The following is a 15,983-nucleotide window of genomic DNA, read 5'->3' on the forward strand; positions in this document are numbered from 1 at the left end:
CACGAGACGGGCAGCAGACCGACAACCGTTCCCACCCAGGACCAGGAGTCCCGTTGACTGAGCGCATCTCGTCGGTAGAGACGATCGACGTACGCTTCCCCACCTCCGTCCACCGTGACGGGTCGGACGCGATGAACCCGTTCCCCGACTACTCCGCCGCCTACGTCGTCCTGCGGACCTCGGCGGGCGCACAGGGGCACGGCCTGGTCTTCACCGTGGGCCGCGGCACCGAGATCCAGGTGGCCGCCGTCCGGTCGCTCGCCACGATGGTGGTCGGCCAGCCGGTCGACGCACTGACCGCCGACCCGGGCGCGCTCGCGCGGCGGCTGGTCGGCGACAGTCAGATCCGCTGGCTGGGTCCGGAGAAGGGGGTCGTGCACATGGCCGCCGGCGGCCTGGTCAACGCCGTGTGGGACCTCGCGGCCCGACGGTCGGGCAAGCCGCTGTGGAAGCTGCTGGCCGACCTCACCCCGGAACAGCTGGTCGGCCAGGTCGATTTCCGCTACCTGCGCGACGCGCTCACCGAGGACGACGCGCTCGCCCTGCTGCGCCGGGCCGGTGATGGCCGGGCCGACCGCGAGCGGCGGCTGCGGGCCGAGGGCTATCCGGCCTACACCACCACCCCGGGCTGGCTGGGCTACGACGACGAGAAACTGGCCCGGCTCTGCGTGGAGGCGGTGCGGGACGGCTACCGGCTGATCAAGCTGAAGGTGGGCGGGAACCTCGCCGACGACGTCCGCCGGATGGGCATCGCGCGGCGGGCCGTCGGGCCGGAGATCCGTCTCGCCGTCGACGCCAACCAGATCTGGGGGGTACCCGACGCGATCCGGTGGATGCGCGAACTCGCCGTGTTCGACCCGTACTGGATCGAGGAGCCGACGTCGCCGGACGACGTGCTCGGACATGCCGCCGTCCGCCGGGCACTGGCCCCGATCCGGGTGGCGACCGGCGAGCACGTGCACAACGCGGTGATGTTCAAACAACTGCTCCAGGCCGACGCGGTCGACGTGGTGCAGATCGACGCCTGCCGGGTCGCCGGGGTCAACGAGAACCTGGCGGTCCTGCTGCTCGCCGCGCACTTCGGGGTGCCGGTCTGTCCGCACGCCGGTGGGGTCGGGCTGTGCGAGCTGGTGCAGCATCTGGCGATGTTCGACTTCGTGGCGCTCAGCGGCAGCACCGACGACCGGGCCATCGAGTACGTCGACCACCTGCACGAGCACTTCGTCGACCCGGCCCGGGTCAGCGGTGGGCGGTACCTGGCCCCCACCGCCCCGGGGATGAGCGCGGAGATCCTGCCGGCGTCCCTGGCCGCCTTCCGCTTCCCGGACGGCCCACAGTGGGCGGCGGCACCGGCGGCGGCGGGGGTGTCGACCGCATGATCATCGACGCGCACCACCACCTGTGGCGGCCGGAGCGCGGCTACACCTGGCTCGACGCTCCCGAACTGGCGACGATCCGCCGGCCGTTCAGCCCGGCGGACCTGACCGCCGAGCTGACCGCCGTCGGCGTGACCGGCACCGTGCTGGTCGAGGGTGGCCGCTGCCATCGGGACGAGGCCGCCGAGTTCCTCGGCTACGCCGCCGACACCGCACCGATCCTCGCCGTGGTGGCCTGGCTCGACGTCGCGGCCGACGACGTGTCCGCCACGCTCACGGCGTACCGCCGGTCGCGCGGCGGTGAGTTCCTGGTCGGGGTGCGGTCACAGGTCCAGGGGGAGGCGGACCCCGACTACCTGGACCGGGCCGAGGTCCGTCGAGGCCTGGCCGAGATCGCCGCTGCCGGGCTCACCTTCGACCTGGTGATCCGGGCCGACCAGCTCCCTGCGGCGGCCCGCGCGGCCCAGGCGGTGCCGCAGCTCCGGTTCGTCCTCGACCACCTGGGCAAACCCCGGATCGACCAGGGTACGGCGGGCCTGCGGAGCTGGCACGGTCCGCTGGCCGCGTTCGCCGCCAACCCCAACGTCACCGCCAAGCTGTCCGGCCTGGTCACCGAGGCCGGACCGGACTGGTCGGCGGAACAGCTGCGGCCATTCGTCGAGGTGGCGGTCAGGGAGTTCGGCGCGGACCGGCTGATGTTCGGCTCCGACTGGCCGGTCTGCCTGCTCAGGTCGGACTACGCGGGAGTGCTGGGGGCGTTGACGGCGGCGCTGCCCCCGCTGTCGGACCGGGACCGGGCCGACATCCTGGCCGGCACCGCCGTACGCACCTACGACCTGGCCCGGCGGCTGCTCCCGACCCGGCCCGGGTGATCCGGACACCGGCGGCTCAGGCGTCGGCCGCCTTGGCGGCGAGCACGGTGCGCAGCCACGCCTCGGAGGTGTTGACGTGGATCAGCGCACTCGCCTGGGCGAGCAGTTGGTCGCGGGACCGCAGCGCGAGGTAGATCGCGTGGTGTTCGTCGATCGTCTGGTGGGCCGAGTTGCCCTCGATCAGCCCCCGCCACACCCGGGCCCGCAGGGTACGGCTGGACAGGCCGTCGAGCAGCGAGGTGAGGGTCTCGTTGCCGGTGGTCGCCACGACGGTGTGGTGGAAGGCCGCGTCGAAGCCGATCAGCTTCTCCGCGTCGTCGGCCGCCGCCCGCATCTCGGCCAGGATGTGCCGGAGTTCGTCGAGCCTGGCCTCGGTCATCCGAAGCGCCGCCAGGCCGGTCGCCATCGGCTCCAGCATCCGGCGCACCTCCATGACCTCCAGCAGGGTGTCGTCGCGCAGCAGCTCCACCGCGACACCCAGGCCCTCCAGCAGCAGCCGGGGGGCGAGGCTGGTGACGTACGTCCCGTCGCCGCGTCGTACGTCGAGCACCCGGGCCGACTCGAGTACCTTGACCGCCTCCCGGACGCCGCTGCGGGACAACCCCATCTGCGCGGCCAACTGCGGCTCGGGAGGCAGACGCGCGCCGGGCGGCAGCTCACCGCTGGAGATCATGCTCCGGATTCTGGCGATCGCGTCGTCGGTCAGTGCCATCCACGTCCCCCTCTGGCCGACCCGTCGAGCCCCGTCAGGACAGTTCCACCGGCTGGGGCGGGTCTCACCAATATAGAGAACACCGGCAGGTTCCTCCGCCGCCGACGTCGGGGGCGGGTGGTGCGGGCCGCTCCCCCGTCCGGGCCGGGATCCGGCACCGCTCGGCAGGTCGGCGACCGGACGGGCCGGCGGTGCGCGGGCCGGCCGGTGGGGGCGGGGTCGGTCCGGGGCGGGTGTGGGGCGGGCGCCGCCCCGCGGCGGAGTGCGGGACACGCGGATCGACGCTCCTGACCTGTCCTGGACGGGCGGCCCGCGCCCGTCCAGGACAGGTGGTGTTCAGGAGGCGGTGCAGACCGGGGTCAGGCCGCTGGCGGCCCCGGTTCCCTGGAAGCCGAACTCGGTGTACTGGCCGGCGTTGACCGAGCCGTTGTAGTTGACGTTGCTGAACTGCACGCTGCCACTGGTGCCGGTGCGGTTGGCGTTCCACACGCTGGTCACCGCGGCGCCGGAGGGCAGGGTGAGCTGGACGTTCCACCCGCTGATCGGCGAGCTGCCGGCGGTGACCCGCACGGTGGCGACGAAGCCCCCGGTCCACGAGTTCAGCGAGACCGTGGCCGTGCAGCCGGTGGCCGGCGGGGGCGTGGTCGGCGGCGGCGTGGTGGGCGGCGGCGTGGTCGGCGGGGGCGTGGTCGGCGGGGGCGTGGTCGGCGGGGGCGTGGTCGGCGGCGGGGTCGTCGGCGGGGGCGTGGTGGTGGGCGGCGGGGTGGTGGTGCCGCGGCCCTTGTTCAGCTCGTCGAGCACGGCGTAGTACGCCGACTTCTTCTGGTAGTTGCCGTTGCCGCCGGTGAACAGCAGGCCCCGCTCCGAGGAGCGCCACGACTCGCTGTCGGAGATGCCCCAGACGGTGATGCCGGTGCACTTCGCGACGTTCAGGCAGGCCCGGACGACCTTGCGGTAGTTCTCCGCCTGCCCGGCGCCGATGTCGTTGTTGCTCAGGTCGTCGTCGATGTCCACCTCGGAGAGGTGCACCTCGACGCCGAGGTCGGCGAAGCGCTGGATGTTGGCCTGGAGGTCATTGGTGATGATGCTGTTCGGGTTGTCGTTGAAGTGCGACTGGAACCCGACGCAGTCGATGTACTGCCGGTAGTTGCGGACGATGTCGTACAGCGCGTTGGCTTTGCGGTTCGGGCCACCGCCCTTGACGGTCAGCCCCTCGACGTCGTAGTCGTTGATGCAGAGCTTGGTGGAGTAGCCACCGGCCTGCACGACCTGCTTGGCCCGGATGAACGAGTCCCGGATGACGTCGGTGTCGCCGGCGTCGAAGTAGTCACCGTCGCCGTTGGCGTCCCGGTTCATGGTGTGCGGCCACTGGTTGCGGCGGCGGCCGGTGTTGTTGTCCTCCAGCGCCTCGTTGACCACGTCCCAGTAGGCGATCTTGCTGCCCCACCGGTTGATGGCGTTGCCGATGAAGTTGTTCAGGGTGCCCTGGCTCGCGCCCTGCAACGCCCCGGCCTGCGAGTGCCACACCAGCGTGTGCCCCCGGACCACCATGTTGTTGCTCTGGGCGTGGTTGACCAGTTGGTCCGCGCCGCTGGTGTTCTGCAGACCGCCGCTGGACGTGGCGATCCGGTCCGGCTTCATGTCGTTCTCGGGGGTCAGCTGGCCGAACTCCTGGGCGAGGATCGGGTACAGCCGGTTGGGCGAGGACGCGGTGCCGAAGAACAGCCCGGCCTTGGCCGCCGCGGCCCGCAGCGTCGTTTCCGCGGCGGCGGCCGGGGCGGTGGACTGGATCGTCACCGCACCGCCGACCAGCAACAACACCGCCGCCGGTAGGGCCAACCGGCCGGCTCTCCTGCGCTGCCTCAGGCTGCTACTCACGGGGCCTCCCTGCTATCCGGTGCCAACAATCGATGCACATGTATTCCTATCGAAGGGTCAGTATCGATACCGGTCGGCCACACTGTCAACAACTTTCGGAAATGTTCCGGAAAACTCCCGGACCGCCGGGGAACACGTTTGCGCAGGTGGGAAGCGGGGGATCCGGCACTGCCCGGACAGGGCCGACGCATGACGGACGAGCACACCGATCGCCCAGGTCACCGACGTCGAAACATTCGAAAGGCCCGGCACCCCGGGACCGGCCGTACGACGGCACCGCGCCGCCCCCGTCGCGGGACGGCGGGGATACTCGGCCGATGACGTGGAAGGTCGTGCTGGGCATCGGCCTCGCGCTCGCCACCTCCTGGGTGGCACTGACGATCGGCCTGCTCCTGGTGCGACCCAGGGGATCCCTGCTCGCCGAGGCGATCCGGATCCTGCCCGACCTGCTGCGGACGCTGCGCCGCCTGGCCGCCGACCCCGACCTGCCGACCGGCGTACGGGTACGGCTCTCCCTGCTGATCGCCTACCTGGCCAGCCCGGTCGACCTGATCCCCGACGTGATCCCCCTGCTCGGCTACGCCGACGACGCCATCGTGGTGGTCGCCGTGCTGCGCTCCGTGGTCCGCCGCGCCGGCATCGACGCCGTCCACCGGCACTGGCCGGGCAGCCCGGACGGCTTCGCCGCCGTGTGCCGGCTCGCCGGCATCCACCGCACCCCGCCCCCCTGACCCGGACCGGCTACCGACCCGACCCGCTCCGCCGGATCCGGTCGGCCCCGGCGGCGGTCGGACCCCCCGCAGCGGCACCGCCCTCCCCCGCCCACCGGCCCGGTCGGGGTTTCGCCGGTGGCCGTCCCCGGGTAGCGCAGGGACCGTGAACCGCGATCTCGTGACGGCCCTGCTGGCGGTCTGGGAGCTGCCCGGGTTCCGCAGTGGAGTGCACCACCTCGTCGATCTCGACGAGGTGGCGGTGCTGCTGGCCCGGTTGGCCGCCCCCGGGCGCGACCACGGGGTGGAGCGCGCCCTGCTCGGCCTGGTGCGGTCCGGCCTGGACAGCACCGAGATCCGGGAGGCGGTACTGCTGGTGCTGGAACGCGACGAGGTGCGCCGTCCGCTCGTCGCGGCGGTCGGGGTGTCGCTGGCCAGCCGGCCGGGTCAGGCCGCCGCCATCGCCTCGGCGGCCGAGGATCCCGAGGTACGGCGCGCGGTGCGGGCGGTGCTGGACAACGCCCGGGTGCGCGGGCTGGTCTGGCAGGCGGTGGAGCGGCAGGTCGACGACGACCGGGGCGGGCTGGTGCGCCGGGCGGTGGTGCTGTTCGTCCGGCACCCGAGCGTCCCCCGCCTCACCTGGGCGCTGCGCCGCCACGGTGTACTGCGCGAGCTACGCCGCCCGTCCGGCCGCCGGGAACCCGACTGAGCGCCGTCCCGGCCGGCCCCGTGCCGCACGGCCGCCGGGGAGCCGTCGACACCGACGGGTCGGGACGGGCCGGTCGACCCGTCCCGACCCGGGCCTCAGCGGGCCGCCCCGGCGGGCCGGCGGGTCGGCCCGAGGTGCCGGGCGTACGCGCCAGTGGTGAAGAAGGCGGGCAGGTCCTCGACGAGGGCGGTGTCCTCGACGATCCGCGCCGCCCGGCCGGCCCGCTCCCGGTCGAGGTCGCCGCGTCCGGCGACCAGGGCCGCCAGCTCCTCGGCGAGGACCGACCGGACCAGGTCCCCGGTCACGCAGCCGCCGTCGGCCAGCGGGGTGCCGTGGTGCAGCCACTGCCAGAGCTGGCAACGGGCGATCTCGGCGGTCGCCGCGTCCTCCATCAGGTTTCCCAGCGCCACCGCGCCGGTGCCACCGAGCCAGGCGTCCACGTAGCGGACGGCGACGGCGACGTTGGCCCGCAACCCGGCGACGGTGACCCGGCCCGGGGTCTTGTCGACGGCGAGCAGGTCGGCGGCGGTGACGCCGACGTCGTCGCGCAGCCGGTCGAGCTGGTGGGGGCGGTCACCCAGCACCGCGTCGAACTCCTCCCGGCAGGTGTCGACCAGGCCGGGATGGGCCACCCAGGAGCCGTCGAACCCGTCGCCGGCCTCCCGCCGCTTGTCCGCCCGCACCCGGCCGAGGGCCACCTCGTTGACCTGCGGATCCCGGTTCGGGACGAACGCGGCCATCCCGCCGATGGCGTGCGCCCCCCGCCGGTGGCAGGTGGCCACCAGCAACTCGGTGTACGCCCGCATGAACGGCACCGTCATGGTGACCTCGGAGCGGTCCGGCAGGACGAAGTCGGCCCACTGCCCGAAGTTCTTGATCACGCTGAAGATGTAGTCCCACCGGCCGGCGTTCAGCCCCGCCGAGTGTTCCCGCAGCTCGTAGAGGATCTCCTCCATCTCGAAGGCGGCGGTGATCGTCTCGATCAGCGTGGTGGCCCGGATGGTGCCCCGGGGTAGACCGAGCCGCCGCTGGGCGAAGACGAAGACGTCGTTCCACAGCCGCGCCTCCCGGTGGCTCTCCAGTTTCGGCAGGTAGAAGTACGGCCCGGAGCCCGCGTCGAGCTGCCGGCGGGCACAGTGGAACAGGTAGAGGCCGAAGTCGACCAGGCTGGCCGAGATCGGCCGCCCGTCCACCACGACGCCCTTCTCCACCAGGTGCCAGCCGCGTGGCCGGACGACGATGGTGGCCAGCTCCGTGCCGAGGGCGTACCGCTTGCCACGCGGGTCGGTGAAGTCGATCCGCCGGTCCAGGGCGTCGATCAGGTTGAGCTGGCCGGAGACGACGTTGTGCCAGGTCGGGGCGGTGGCGTCCTCGAAGTCGGCGAGCCACACCCGGGCGCCGGAATTGAGCGCGTTGACGGTCATCCTGCGGTCGGGCGGCCCGGTGATCTCGACCCGACGGTCGACCAGACCGGGTGCCGGCGGAGCCACCCGCCAGTCCGGATCGGCGCGGATCGCGGCGGTCTCCGGCAGGAAGTCGGGGAACTGGCCGGTGGCGTACCGGTCCCGTCGGGCCCGGCGGGTGTCCAGCAGGGCAACCCGGCGGGCGGCGAACTCGCTGTCCAGCGCCACCAGGAACTCCAGCGCGTCGGGGGTGAGGACCTCGTCGAAGCGGTCGGCCAGCGGGCCGATGATCTCGTACCTCATGCGAACTGCTCCTCCTCGGTGGAGCCGCGCAGGGCGGTGGTCTCGGCGGCCGGGTTGAGCACGGTGCTGATCAGGTCGAAGTAGCCGGTGCCGACCTCGCGTTGGTGCCTGACGGCGGTGTAGCCGGCCGGCTCGGCGGCGAACTCCCGCTCCTGCAACGCCACGTAGGCGGACATGCCGTCGGTGGCGTAGCCCCGGGCCAGGTCGAACATCGAGTAGTTGAGGGCGTGGAAGCCGGCCAGGGTGATGAACTGGAACCGGTAGCCCAGGTGGCCGAGTTCCCGCTGGAACTTCGCGATGGTCGAGTCGTCGAGGTGCCTGCGCCAGTTGAACGACGGCGAGCAGTTGTAGGCGAGGAGCTGGTCCGGGTACTCGGCCTTGATCGCCTCGGCGAAGCGGCGGGCCACCTCCAGGTCGGGGGTGGAGGTCTCCATCCAGAGCAGGTCGGCGTGCGGCGCGTAGGCCAGGCCCCGGGCGATACACGGCTCGACGCCGTTGCGCACCCGGTAGAACCCCTCGGCGGTGCGCTCGCCGGTGACGTACGGCCGGTCCCGCTCGTCGACGTCGGTGGTGAGCAGCGTGGCGGCCTGCGCGTCGGTGCGGGCGATCACCACCGACGGCACCCCGGCCACGTCGGCGGCCAGCCGGGCCGCCTCCAGGGTACGGATGTGCGCCCCGGTGGGGACGAGCACCTTGCCGCCCAGGTGGCCACACTTCTTCTCGGCGGCGAGCTGGTCCTCCCAGTGCACGCCCGCCGCGCCGGCGGCGATCATGGCGGTCATCAGCTCGTAGGCGTTGAGCGGGCCGCCGAAGCCGGCCTCGGCGTCGGCGACGATCGGCGCGAGCCAGTCGGTGCCGCCGTCGTCGCCCTCGGCGGTGGTGATCTGGCCGGCGCGTAGCAGCGCGTTGTTGATCCGGCGCACCACGGCGGGCACCGAGTTCGCCGGGTAGAGGCTCTGGTCGGGGTAGGTGTGCCCGGCGAGGTTGGCGTCCGCGGCCACCTGCCAGCCGGAGAGGTAGATGGCCTTGAGCCCGGCCCGGACCATCTGCACGGCCTGGTTGCCGGTGAGCGCGCCCAGGGCGTGGACGTAGTCCTCGGTGTGCAGCGACCGCCACAGCCGTTCCGCCCCGCGGCGGGCCAGGGTGTGCTCCTCCTGGACGGCCCCGCGCAGCCGGACCACGTCCTCGGCACGGTAGCTGCGGCGCACTCCCCGCCAGCGCGGATCGGTCTCCCACTCGGTACGCAACCGCTCCACGGCGTTCTGCATGATGTCGTCTCCTCGATGTCGTGACGCCGGCGCCGGACCGGCGTGCCGTCCGGTGGTGCGGCGGGTCGCCCGGCCGGCGTGTCACCCACGGTCACACGGTGTCCGCAGCCGGGTCGAGGGACGGAACGAGCCAAGTTCTGAGAAGTTCACGCCCACTTTTGCGAAGGTGCGAACAGGTATATTCGCACTCTGCCAAGGGTGGTCTGGGCTGCGGAAAGAGCGACAGGAGGTGGTCGTGGTGAGCAAGACCTTCGCGGGAGCCCGACTGCGCCGGATGCGCGAGGACCGTGCCCTGAGCCAGTCCCGGCTGGCCCGGCTGCTCAACATCTCGCCCAGCTACCTCAACCAGATCGAGCACGACACCCGGCCGCTGACCGTGCCGGTGCTGATGCGGATCACCGAGGTGTTCGGCGTCGACCCGACCGTGTTCGCCCCCCGGGACACCCCACGGCTGGTCGCCGGGTTACGCGAGGCGCTGCCGGGGCGGCCGGGCGTCGCCGACCTCACCGAACTCGCCACCCGGCTGCCCGAGGTCGCCGAGGCCGTCCTCGACCTGCACCGCCGCTACCGGCAGGCCGACGAGCAGCTCGCCGAGCTGCTCGGTGACCGGGAGACGGTCGGCCGCAGCCCGCACGACCGGGTGACCGAGTTCTTCTACCGCCGGCAGAACTACGTGCCCGACCTGGACGAGGCGGCGGAACGGCTGGCCGCCACCGTCGGACTACGCCGCGGCGAGATCCGCTCCGGCCTGCAGGACCGGCTCGCCCGACGGCACGGGGTGCAGGTCCGCCACGACGACGCCACCCTGCTCGGCGACGAGCTGCACCGCTACCGCCCGCAGACCCGCACCCTGCACCTGTCGACGTCGCTGCGGGCCGGGCAGGAGGCGATGCGGATGGCCGCGCAGATCGCCCTGCTGGAGTACGCCGACGTGATCGACGAGATCGTGGAGGAGGAACGGTTCGACGACCCGCAGACCCAGATCCTCACCCGGGTCGGTCTGGCCAACTACTTCGCCGCCGCGCTGATCCTGCCCTACGAGCCGTTCCTGGCGGCGGCGGAACAGCGCCGGTACGACATCGACCTGCTCACCCAGCACTTCACCATGGGCTGGGAGACGGTCTGCCACCGGCTCAGCACGTTGCAACGACCCCGGGCGCGTGGGGTGCCGTTCTCCTTCGTCCGGGTCGACCGGGCCGGCAACCTGTCCAAACGCCAGTCCGCCACCGGTTTCCCGTTCTCGCTCACCGGCGGCACCTGTCCGCTGTGGAACGTCTACGAGGCGTTCAGCGCGCCCGGCCGGGTGGTGGTGCAGGTCGCCGCGATGCCCGACGGGCAGCGCTACCTGTGGATCGCCCGCACCATCACCCGGCACCACGGCGGCTACAACCAGCCGGGCAAGGTCTACGCGATCGGGCTGGGCTGCGAGACCCGGCACGCCGACCGGCTGGTCTACGCCACCGGGATCGACCTGTACGCGACCGACGCCGTCACACCGATCGGCCCCGGCTGCAAGACCTGTGAGCGGCTGACCTGCCCGCAGCGGGCCGCCGCGCCGATCAGCGGCCGGCTCGACCTGGACGAGAACCGCAGCACCTTCGTCCCGTACCCGCTGAAGGGCTGACCGCCGTCGTCCGCGCTCAGTCCAGGGCGAGCACGGGCCGGGTCAGGATCTCGTCGGCGTACCCGTCGGCGGAGGCGAGCCACCGGCCGAACTCCTCGTCGCGGTAGGCGGTCGCCAGGGGAAGCCAGCCCAGGAAGAAGCCGCTGCCGCCGCAGGCCGTGACGCCGCCGTCACCGCCGCACACCACGGTCGGATCGGTCGTCACCTCGTACCGGTAGGAGTCCTGGCCGATGGCCAACCCCCACAGGTTCGCCGTGCGGTGCACCCCGGTCGGCTGCTCCACCGGGTAACCGTCGTCGGGGCTGTCGTCGCCCCAGCGGAACAGGGTGTCCGCCCCGGCACCGCAGGCCCACTCCCATTCGTCCGCGGTGGCGGTACGCAGGCCGAGGGCGTCGAGCGCGGCCATCGCCTGGTCGTGGTCCGCCTCCTGGACCACCCAGGCCCGGGTCACCCCGCCGGCCGGGTCCAGCTCGACGGTCAGCCCGTCGGCGGAGCGCACCGTGACGGCCCCGCCACCCCGGATCGCGGTGGACGCCACGAGTTCGCGGACCCGGGGGTCGTCGGAGGGCAGCGGCAGCTCGTCAGGGACGAACGCCTCCACCGCGACCAGCATCGCCGGCAGGTCGACGACGCGTACCGGCGAGGTCATCGTGCCGACGTACTCGGTCAGCGGTGGCAGGCCGTACTCCTCGGCGCTGGCGGTGTAGCTGGCGAGCTGATCCGCGCCGGGGTGGAACCGGGCGGCGTCGTGGCCGAGCGTCGGCCGGCCGCCGGGGACCAGCGCGAACCGGAGCCCGTCCCGGTCGAACAGCGCCGTCCGGTGCGCGCGTCCCGCGTAGCTGGTGTCCCGCAGGCCCACCAGGCTCAGCCCGTGCCGGGCCGCGATCTCCCGGGCCAGCCGGCCGGCGGCCCCGTCGGACAGGTCGTTCCACTGCTCGCAACGGAGGTCGGCGTACGGCACCGCGCCAGGATAGCGCCCGGCACCGGCGGACCCGGCGGGCCGGCCACGGCGGGGTGGCCTCGACGGGCGGGACGGTGGTCGACCGGGACCGGCGCGGTCAGTATCCGATCCGGAAGGTGGCGTCCTGCCTGTCGGTGGCCGGCGATCCCGTGCTGATCGGGTCGATGCGCAGCAGGTAGTCGTAGTGGCGCAGGTACCGGTCCGGGAAGTTGTACGACCGGAACGACGTCCACGAGGCGTCCGCGAAGCCGGCCGTCCGGTAGAAGGTGGCGTCACCCCGGAACGCGCTCGTGCCGTCGTTGGCGGCCAACCGGATCGCGTAGTCGTAGTGGCGCAGGTACCGGTCCGGGTAGTTCACCGAGCGGAACGACACCCCGACCGGGTCGGCCAGGCCCGGCACCAGGGTCCACAACTGGTCCTGGTAGGGCTCGAAGGGGTACGGGTCGATCCGCCCGACACCGTTGCTGTGCCGCAGGTAGCGGTCCGGGAAGTTGTACGACTTCACCCGGTTCCACGCGGGCAGGCCCCAGGTGCCGGTGAGCGCGGTCACCTCGGCCGAGGTCAACGCGATGATCCCCGGGTGCTTCGAGTTCAGCGGCTGGGTGTAGGACCGGTCGTTGAGCAGGCTCCACGAGCCGCCCGCCACGTTGGTGGTCTGCCAGCAGAAGAACCGGCCGTTGGGGCTCCACGTGTCGCCCCACAGGTACCAGGTGTTCGCGGTGTGGGACTTGACGATCTGCGGCGCCTCGACCCCGCGACCCGGGCCGATCGCCGCGGTGTGGATGCTGAAGCTGCCCGGGTTGAGGGTGGTGGAGCGGGTACCGAGCAGGGTGCTGTTGGTGTTGTTCTTGAAGTACATGTAGTTGACCCCGCCGACGCTGACGAAGCTGCCGTCGATGGCGTCGTAGCCGGGGTCGAAGAACGTCTGCGGGGCGGAGGCGGTCACGAAGTCGCTGGTGTAGTTCACCATCAGCACGTTGTGCCCGCCGGTGACCGCGGAGTAAACCACCGCGTACTGCCCGCGTCCGGCGTCCCAGTACGCTTCCGGCGCCCAGGCGTGGGTGGCGAGGGAGTGCACCTTCAGCAGCCGGTACCCGGTGAAGGTCCGCAGGTCGGCGGAGTCCCAGACGTGCAGGTACTGGCTCTGGTAGTTCCAGTCGGTGCCGTTGAGGTCGGTCGCCAGCACCACGAACCCGCCGTTCTGCCGGCGCAGGATGAACGGGTCGCGCAAACCCCGGCTGCCCAGCGTCGGCGTGGCGACGGGCCGGTTCTGGTTCAGCGGGGTCCAGTGCAGGCCGTCGGTGCTGACGGCGAGGTGCAGGCCATAGCTGGCGGCGGTCATGTTCGGCGACTCGGTGAAGTACGCCATGGCGTAGCCGTCACCGGCGGCGGCGGACGCGGCCCCGGGACGCCACAGGGTCGCCCCGGCGACAGCGGCGCCGGTGGCGGACAGCAGGGTACGACGCTTCAACGGGTCACCTCGGGGGCGGGCGGCAGGGCGACGCTGACCCCCGTACGTTATCGCTAACATCGATGACGTCAAGTGTTAACGAGACGACCCGCCCTTCCCGTCACGGCCGGAGGCGGGGTGCGCAGCCAGCGTCACCCGGGTCCACGCGGTGGACCCGGGTGACGCCGTGAAGGTCAGTCCTCGATCCACCCGTGCGAGCGGGCGAACTGCGCGAGGTGCTGCCGGATCTGGCCGATCTGCCCGCCGGTCAGCGTCGGGACCTGCTCCACCAGGAGATCGGTGATGGCGGCGCGGAAGGCGGCGGGGGTCAGGACGTCGCACTCGTCCTCCTCACCCCGGTCGTCGGCCGCCACCCTCGCCGAAGGGGTCGAGCCGGACGCCGTCACCGCACGCGCCGGTGCGCCCGCGCCGGGGTTGAGCAGACGCGCGTACAACGCCTTGACGCCGCGGTTGCCCTCCACCGAGTCAAACTCCACCCGCATGCCCGCCGACACGGACGGCCGTTGGTCGCCGAAGTCGTTCGCATGCACGAAGACGTCCTCACCACCGCCCTCCGGCCGGATGAAGCCGTAACCCTTCACGTCATCGAAGCTGAGAATCGTTCCGACCGCCACCGCGACCACCACCCCACAGAACAGGAACCACCAGAACAGGGACACCGGGAGGGCTCAGCCGCCCGGCGCAGCATCCATGGTAATGGCCATCACCTCCGGGTCGGACCCGGTGGGGCCACCACCACGACACGTGTCTCGCGCACCGCCACTTTTCGCGCCGGCACCGGGCGCGACGGGCGCACACCGGTTGACCCCGGCACATCGTGTCCGGCGCGGACGCCGGATCGGGCACGACGCGCCCGACGCGGACACCGGATCGGGCACGAAGCGTCCGACGCGGACACCGGATCGGGCACGATGCGCCCGGCGGGGACGCCGGCCCGGGAGCCGGCCTCCCCGCAGGTGACGTCCGACCTAACGGAGGAACTCGCCGATCGACTCGGCCAGGCTGGCGGCATCCAGGCCGTGCAGCCGGTCGTGGTCCGTCGCCCGGCCGTAGGCACGGACCTCCTCGTCACGCCGCACCCCGTGCGACCGCAGCCGGTGGGGCACGTCGCCGAGCGCCTCGGCCACCTCGTGCGCCGAGGTCCCCCGCAGGTACGGCTCGACCACCACCACGTTGGGCTGTGCACCGGCCACCGCGGCCCGCAGGCCGGCGTGGTCGAACGGACGGATCGTGGAGGCGTACAGCACCGTCACGTCCGCCGTGGCGGTCGCGGCGAGCACGTCGTCGCAGACCGGCCCGACGGCGACCACCACACCGGCGCTGCCCTGCCGCAGGACGGTGAAGCCGTCCAGCACCGGCGCGGCCTCGGCGTTGGCCTTGTCGGACAGGCGCACGTAGACCCGCCCGTCGCCGGCGATCGCGTCCCGGATCAGCTTCTCCGCCTCGTCCTCGTGCCCCGGCACGTGCACGGTCCAGCCGGGCAGCGTGTCGAACAGCGCGACGTCGCCCGGAGCCTGGTGGGTCCGGCCGCGCGGCAGGTCGTCGTAGGAGCCGCCGATGCTGACCAGCACGGCACCGACGTCCTGGTGCCCGAGATCGAGCTTGATCTGCTCGAACGGACGCTCGACCAGGAACGGCGTGTAGGTGTGCGCCACCGGCCGGAAGCCGTTGAGCGCCAGGCCGCCGGCCATCCCGATCATCGCCTGCTCGCGGATGCCCACGTTGATCACCCGGTCGGGGTAGGTGACCCGGGCCTCGTCGAACGACCAGGACGAGATGTCCGCGGTCAACAGGACCAGCTTGGGATCGGTCGCCAGCGACTCGATCACGGTGTCGACGAAGACGGACCGCATCAACTTCCGGTCCACCTGGATGGTCATGCCGCGCTCCCTTCCCGGTTCGGGCGGATCTCCGCGACCACGGCCTGCGGCCGTCCGTCGGGTTCCTGGGTCAGCGCCCGGTACAACTCGTCGTTGTCGCGTCCGTCCACGGTGGCCGCCCGCCAGCCCTCCACCTCAAAGCGCCGGGCGATGCCGTCCGGCCAGCCGAGGCTCGCCGACCGGTTGTCGATCACGATGGCGGTGATACGGTCCAGCCCGAGGCGGCCCGCGATCGCGATCGCCTCGTGGTTGCTCCCCTCGTCGAACTCGCCGTCGCCCATCAGCACCACCACGCGCGCCCGCCGCCCCTCGGCGCGCAGCGCGAGCGCGGTGCCCACGGCCAGCGGGAGCCCGTGCCCGAGCGAGCCGCTGCTGATCTCCACGCCGGGGACCAGGGTCCGGTCCGGGTGCAGACCGAGCGGCGAACCGAGCTGCGCCCAGGTGTCCAGCGTCTCCGGGGCGATGAAGCCCTTCGCGGCGAGCATCGCGTAGAGGGCCATCGGCCCGTGACCCTTGGAGAGGTAGAACCGGTCCCGGTCCGGGTCGTCGATGTTCTCGGGCGAGACGTTGAGCACCCGGTCGTAGAGGACCCAGATGGTGTGCAGCGTCGACGCCGCCGCCCACCCGTGCTTCTCGTCCCCCACCATCCTGCCGAACAGACTGCGTAAAGTCGCTTCTTCTGTAAGCTGCATGCTCCCACCTGCACCATGTCGATTCCGAAAGAAAGCGCCACGCTTTCCCTACTGCCTGGTCACTGCGTTGTTCACCTGGTGTACGGGCCGGTCGGCACCCGCCGGGTCCGCGACCGGGTCGGGC

At 72.2% G+C, this 15,983-nt stretch carries 14 protein-coding genes; 5 read left to right on the forward strand and 9 right to left on the reverse strand.

The window, feature by feature from the left end:
• The first annotated feature begins 53 nt into the window (after positions 1-53).
• Positions 54-1,379, forward strand: coding sequence for an enolase C-terminal domain-like protein (locus O7612_RS18540; RefSeq protein WP_282265916.1), 1,326 nt, complete (start codon positions 54-56; stop codon positions 1,377-1,379).
• A complete protein-coding gene (locus O7612_RS18545; protein ID WP_282265918.1) occupies positions 1,376-2,248 on the forward strand; it encodes an amidohydrolase family protein in 873 nt (290 codons plus the stop codon). The genes O7612_RS18540 and O7612_RS18545 overlap by 4 nt, the downstream gene beginning before the upstream one ends.
• A 16-nt stretch (positions 2,249-2,264) precedes the next feature.
• On the opposite strand, the gene O7612_RS18550 is transcribed toward O7612_RS18545, so the two are convergent.
• Both O7612_RS18550 and O7612_RS18555 read right to left on the reverse strand, forming a co-directional pair.
• On the reverse strand, positions 2,265-2,960 hold the full coding sequence (locus tag O7612_RS18550; RefSeq protein WP_282265921.1) for a FadR/GntR family transcriptional regulator: 696 nt from the start codon (positions 2,958-2,960) through the stop codon (positions 2,265-2,267).
• Positions 2,961-3,296: 336 nt separating this feature from the next.
• Complete coding sequence (locus O7612_RS18555; RefSeq protein ID WP_282265923.1) at positions 3,297-4,838, reverse strand: endo-1,4-beta-xylanase; 1,542 nt, start codon at positions 4,836-4,838, stop codon at positions 3,297-3,299.
• A 317-nt stretch (positions 4,839-5,155) separates the two neighbouring features.
• Between O7612_RS18555 and O7612_RS18560 the strand changes: the two genes are divergently transcribed.
• Both O7612_RS18560 and O7612_RS18565 read left to right on the forward strand, forming a co-directional pair.
• Positions 5,156-5,569, forward strand: coding sequence for a DUF1232 domain-containing protein (locus O7612_RS18560; protein WP_282265925.1), 414 nt, complete (start codon positions 5,156-5,158; stop codon positions 5,567-5,569).
• Positions 5,570-5,714: 145 nt separating this feature from the next.
• Entirely contained in the window at positions 5,715-6,257 is a 543-nt protein-coding gene (locus O7612_RS18565; protein WP_282265927.1) for a hypothetical protein, read from the forward strand.
• Positions 6,258-6,352: 95 nt separating this feature from the next.
• Here the strand turns inward: O7612_RS18565 and aceB are convergent, their stop codons facing one another.
• Positions 6,353-7,963: a malate synthase A gene (gene aceB, locus O7612_RS18570; protein WP_282265929.1), complete on the reverse strand. Its 1,611-nt coding sequence runs from the start codon at positions 7,961-7,963 to the stop codon at positions 6,353-6,355.
• Entirely contained in the window at positions 7,960-9,231 is a 1,272-nt protein-coding gene (gene aceA / locus O7612_RS18575) for an isocitrate lyase (protein ID WP_282265931.1), read from the reverse strand. Before aceA ends, aceB begins: the two co-directional genes overlap by 4 nt.
• Before the next feature lie 238 nt (positions 9,232-9,469).
• On the opposite strand from aceA, the gene O7612_RS18580 reads away from it, so the two are divergent.
• Entirely contained in the window at positions 9,470-10,855 is a 1,386-nt protein-coding gene (locus tag O7612_RS18580; RefSeq protein ID WP_282265933.1) for a short-chain fatty acyl-CoA regulator family protein, read from the forward strand.
• A 16-nt stretch (positions 10,856-10,871) separates the two neighbouring features.
• Here O7612_RS18580 and O7612_RS18585 read toward each other — a convergent pair whose 3' ends face one another.
• The 5 genes from O7612_RS18585 to O7612_RS18605 all read right to left on the reverse strand — a co-directional run bounded on the left by O7612_RS18585 (position 10,872) and on the right by O7612_RS18605 (position 15,814).
• Positions 10,872-11,816: a hypothetical protein gene (locus O7612_RS18585; RefSeq protein WP_282265936.1), complete on the reverse strand. Its 945-nt coding sequence runs from the start codon at positions 11,814-11,816 to the stop codon at positions 10,872-10,874.
• A gap of 97 nt (positions 11,817-11,913) precedes the next feature.
• The gene (locus O7612_RS18590; RefSeq protein ID WP_282265938.1) at positions 11,914-13,287 is read right to left on the reverse strand and encodes a glycoside hydrolase family 43 protein; all 1,374 of its coding nucleotides are present in this window, start codon (positions 13,285-13,287) and stop codon (positions 11,914-11,916) included.
• Positions 13,288-13,460: 173 nt separating this feature from the next.
• The gene (locus tag O7612_RS18595; protein ID WP_348774303.1) at positions 13,461-13,901 is read right to left on the reverse strand and encodes a cold shock domain-containing protein; all 441 of its coding nucleotides are present in this window, start codon (positions 13,899-13,901) and stop codon (positions 13,461-13,463) included.
• A gap of 354 nt (positions 13,902-14,255) precedes the next feature.
• The gene (locus O7612_RS18600) at positions 14,256-15,167 is read right to left on the reverse strand and encodes a transketolase C-terminal domain-containing protein (protein ID WP_067307195.1); all 912 of its coding nucleotides are present in this window, start codon (positions 15,165-15,167) and stop codon (positions 14,256-14,258) included.
• Positions 15,164-15,814 carry a thiamine pyrophosphate-dependent enzyme gene (locus O7612_RS18605; protein WP_282265948.1) on the reverse strand — a complete coding sequence of 217 codons (651 nt, stop codon included), beginning with the start codon at positions 15,812-15,814 and terminating at the stop codon, positions 15,164-15,166. Before O7612_RS18605 ends, O7612_RS18600 begins: the two co-directional genes overlap by 4 nt.
• Between the last annotated feature and the right edge of the window lie 169 nt (positions 15,815-15,983).

The organism is Micromonospora sp. WMMD987 (genome assembly GCF_029581435.1).
GTDB classification, from domain to species: domain Bacteria; phylum Actinomycetota; class Actinomycetes; order Mycobacteriales; family Micromonosporaceae; genus Micromonospora; species Micromonospora rifamycinica.

Bases quoted from the DNA above. Each gene is read 5' to 3' on its own strand.
- O7612_RS18550 (WP_282265921.1), bottom strand. From the start codon at position 2,960: ATGGCACTGACCGACGACGCGATCGCCAGAATCCGGAGCATGATCTCC.
- O7612_RS18605 (WP_282265948.1), bottom strand. From the start codon at position 15,814: ATGGTGGGGGACGAGAAGCACGGGTGGGCGGCGGCGTCGACGCTGCAC.
- O7612_RS18600 (WP_067307195.1), bottom strand. From the start codon at position 15,167: ATGACCATCCAGGTGGACCGGAAGTTGATGCGGTCCGTCTTCGTCGAC.
- O7612_RS18560 (WP_282265925.1), top strand. From the start codon at position 5,156: ATGACGTGGAAGGTCGTGCTGGGCATCGGCCTCGCGCTCGCCACCTCC.
- O7612_RS18545 (WP_282265918.1), top strand. From the start codon at position 1,376: ATGATCATCGACGCGCACCACCACCTGTGGCGGCCGGAGCGCGGCTAC.
- aceB (WP_282265929.1), bottom strand. From the start codon at position 7,963: ATGAGGTACGAGATCATCGGCCCGCTGGCCGACCGCTTCGACGAGGTC.
- aceA (WP_282265931.1), bottom strand. From the start codon at position 9,231: ATGCAGAACGCCGTGGAGCGGTTGCGTACCGAGTGGGAGACCGATCCG.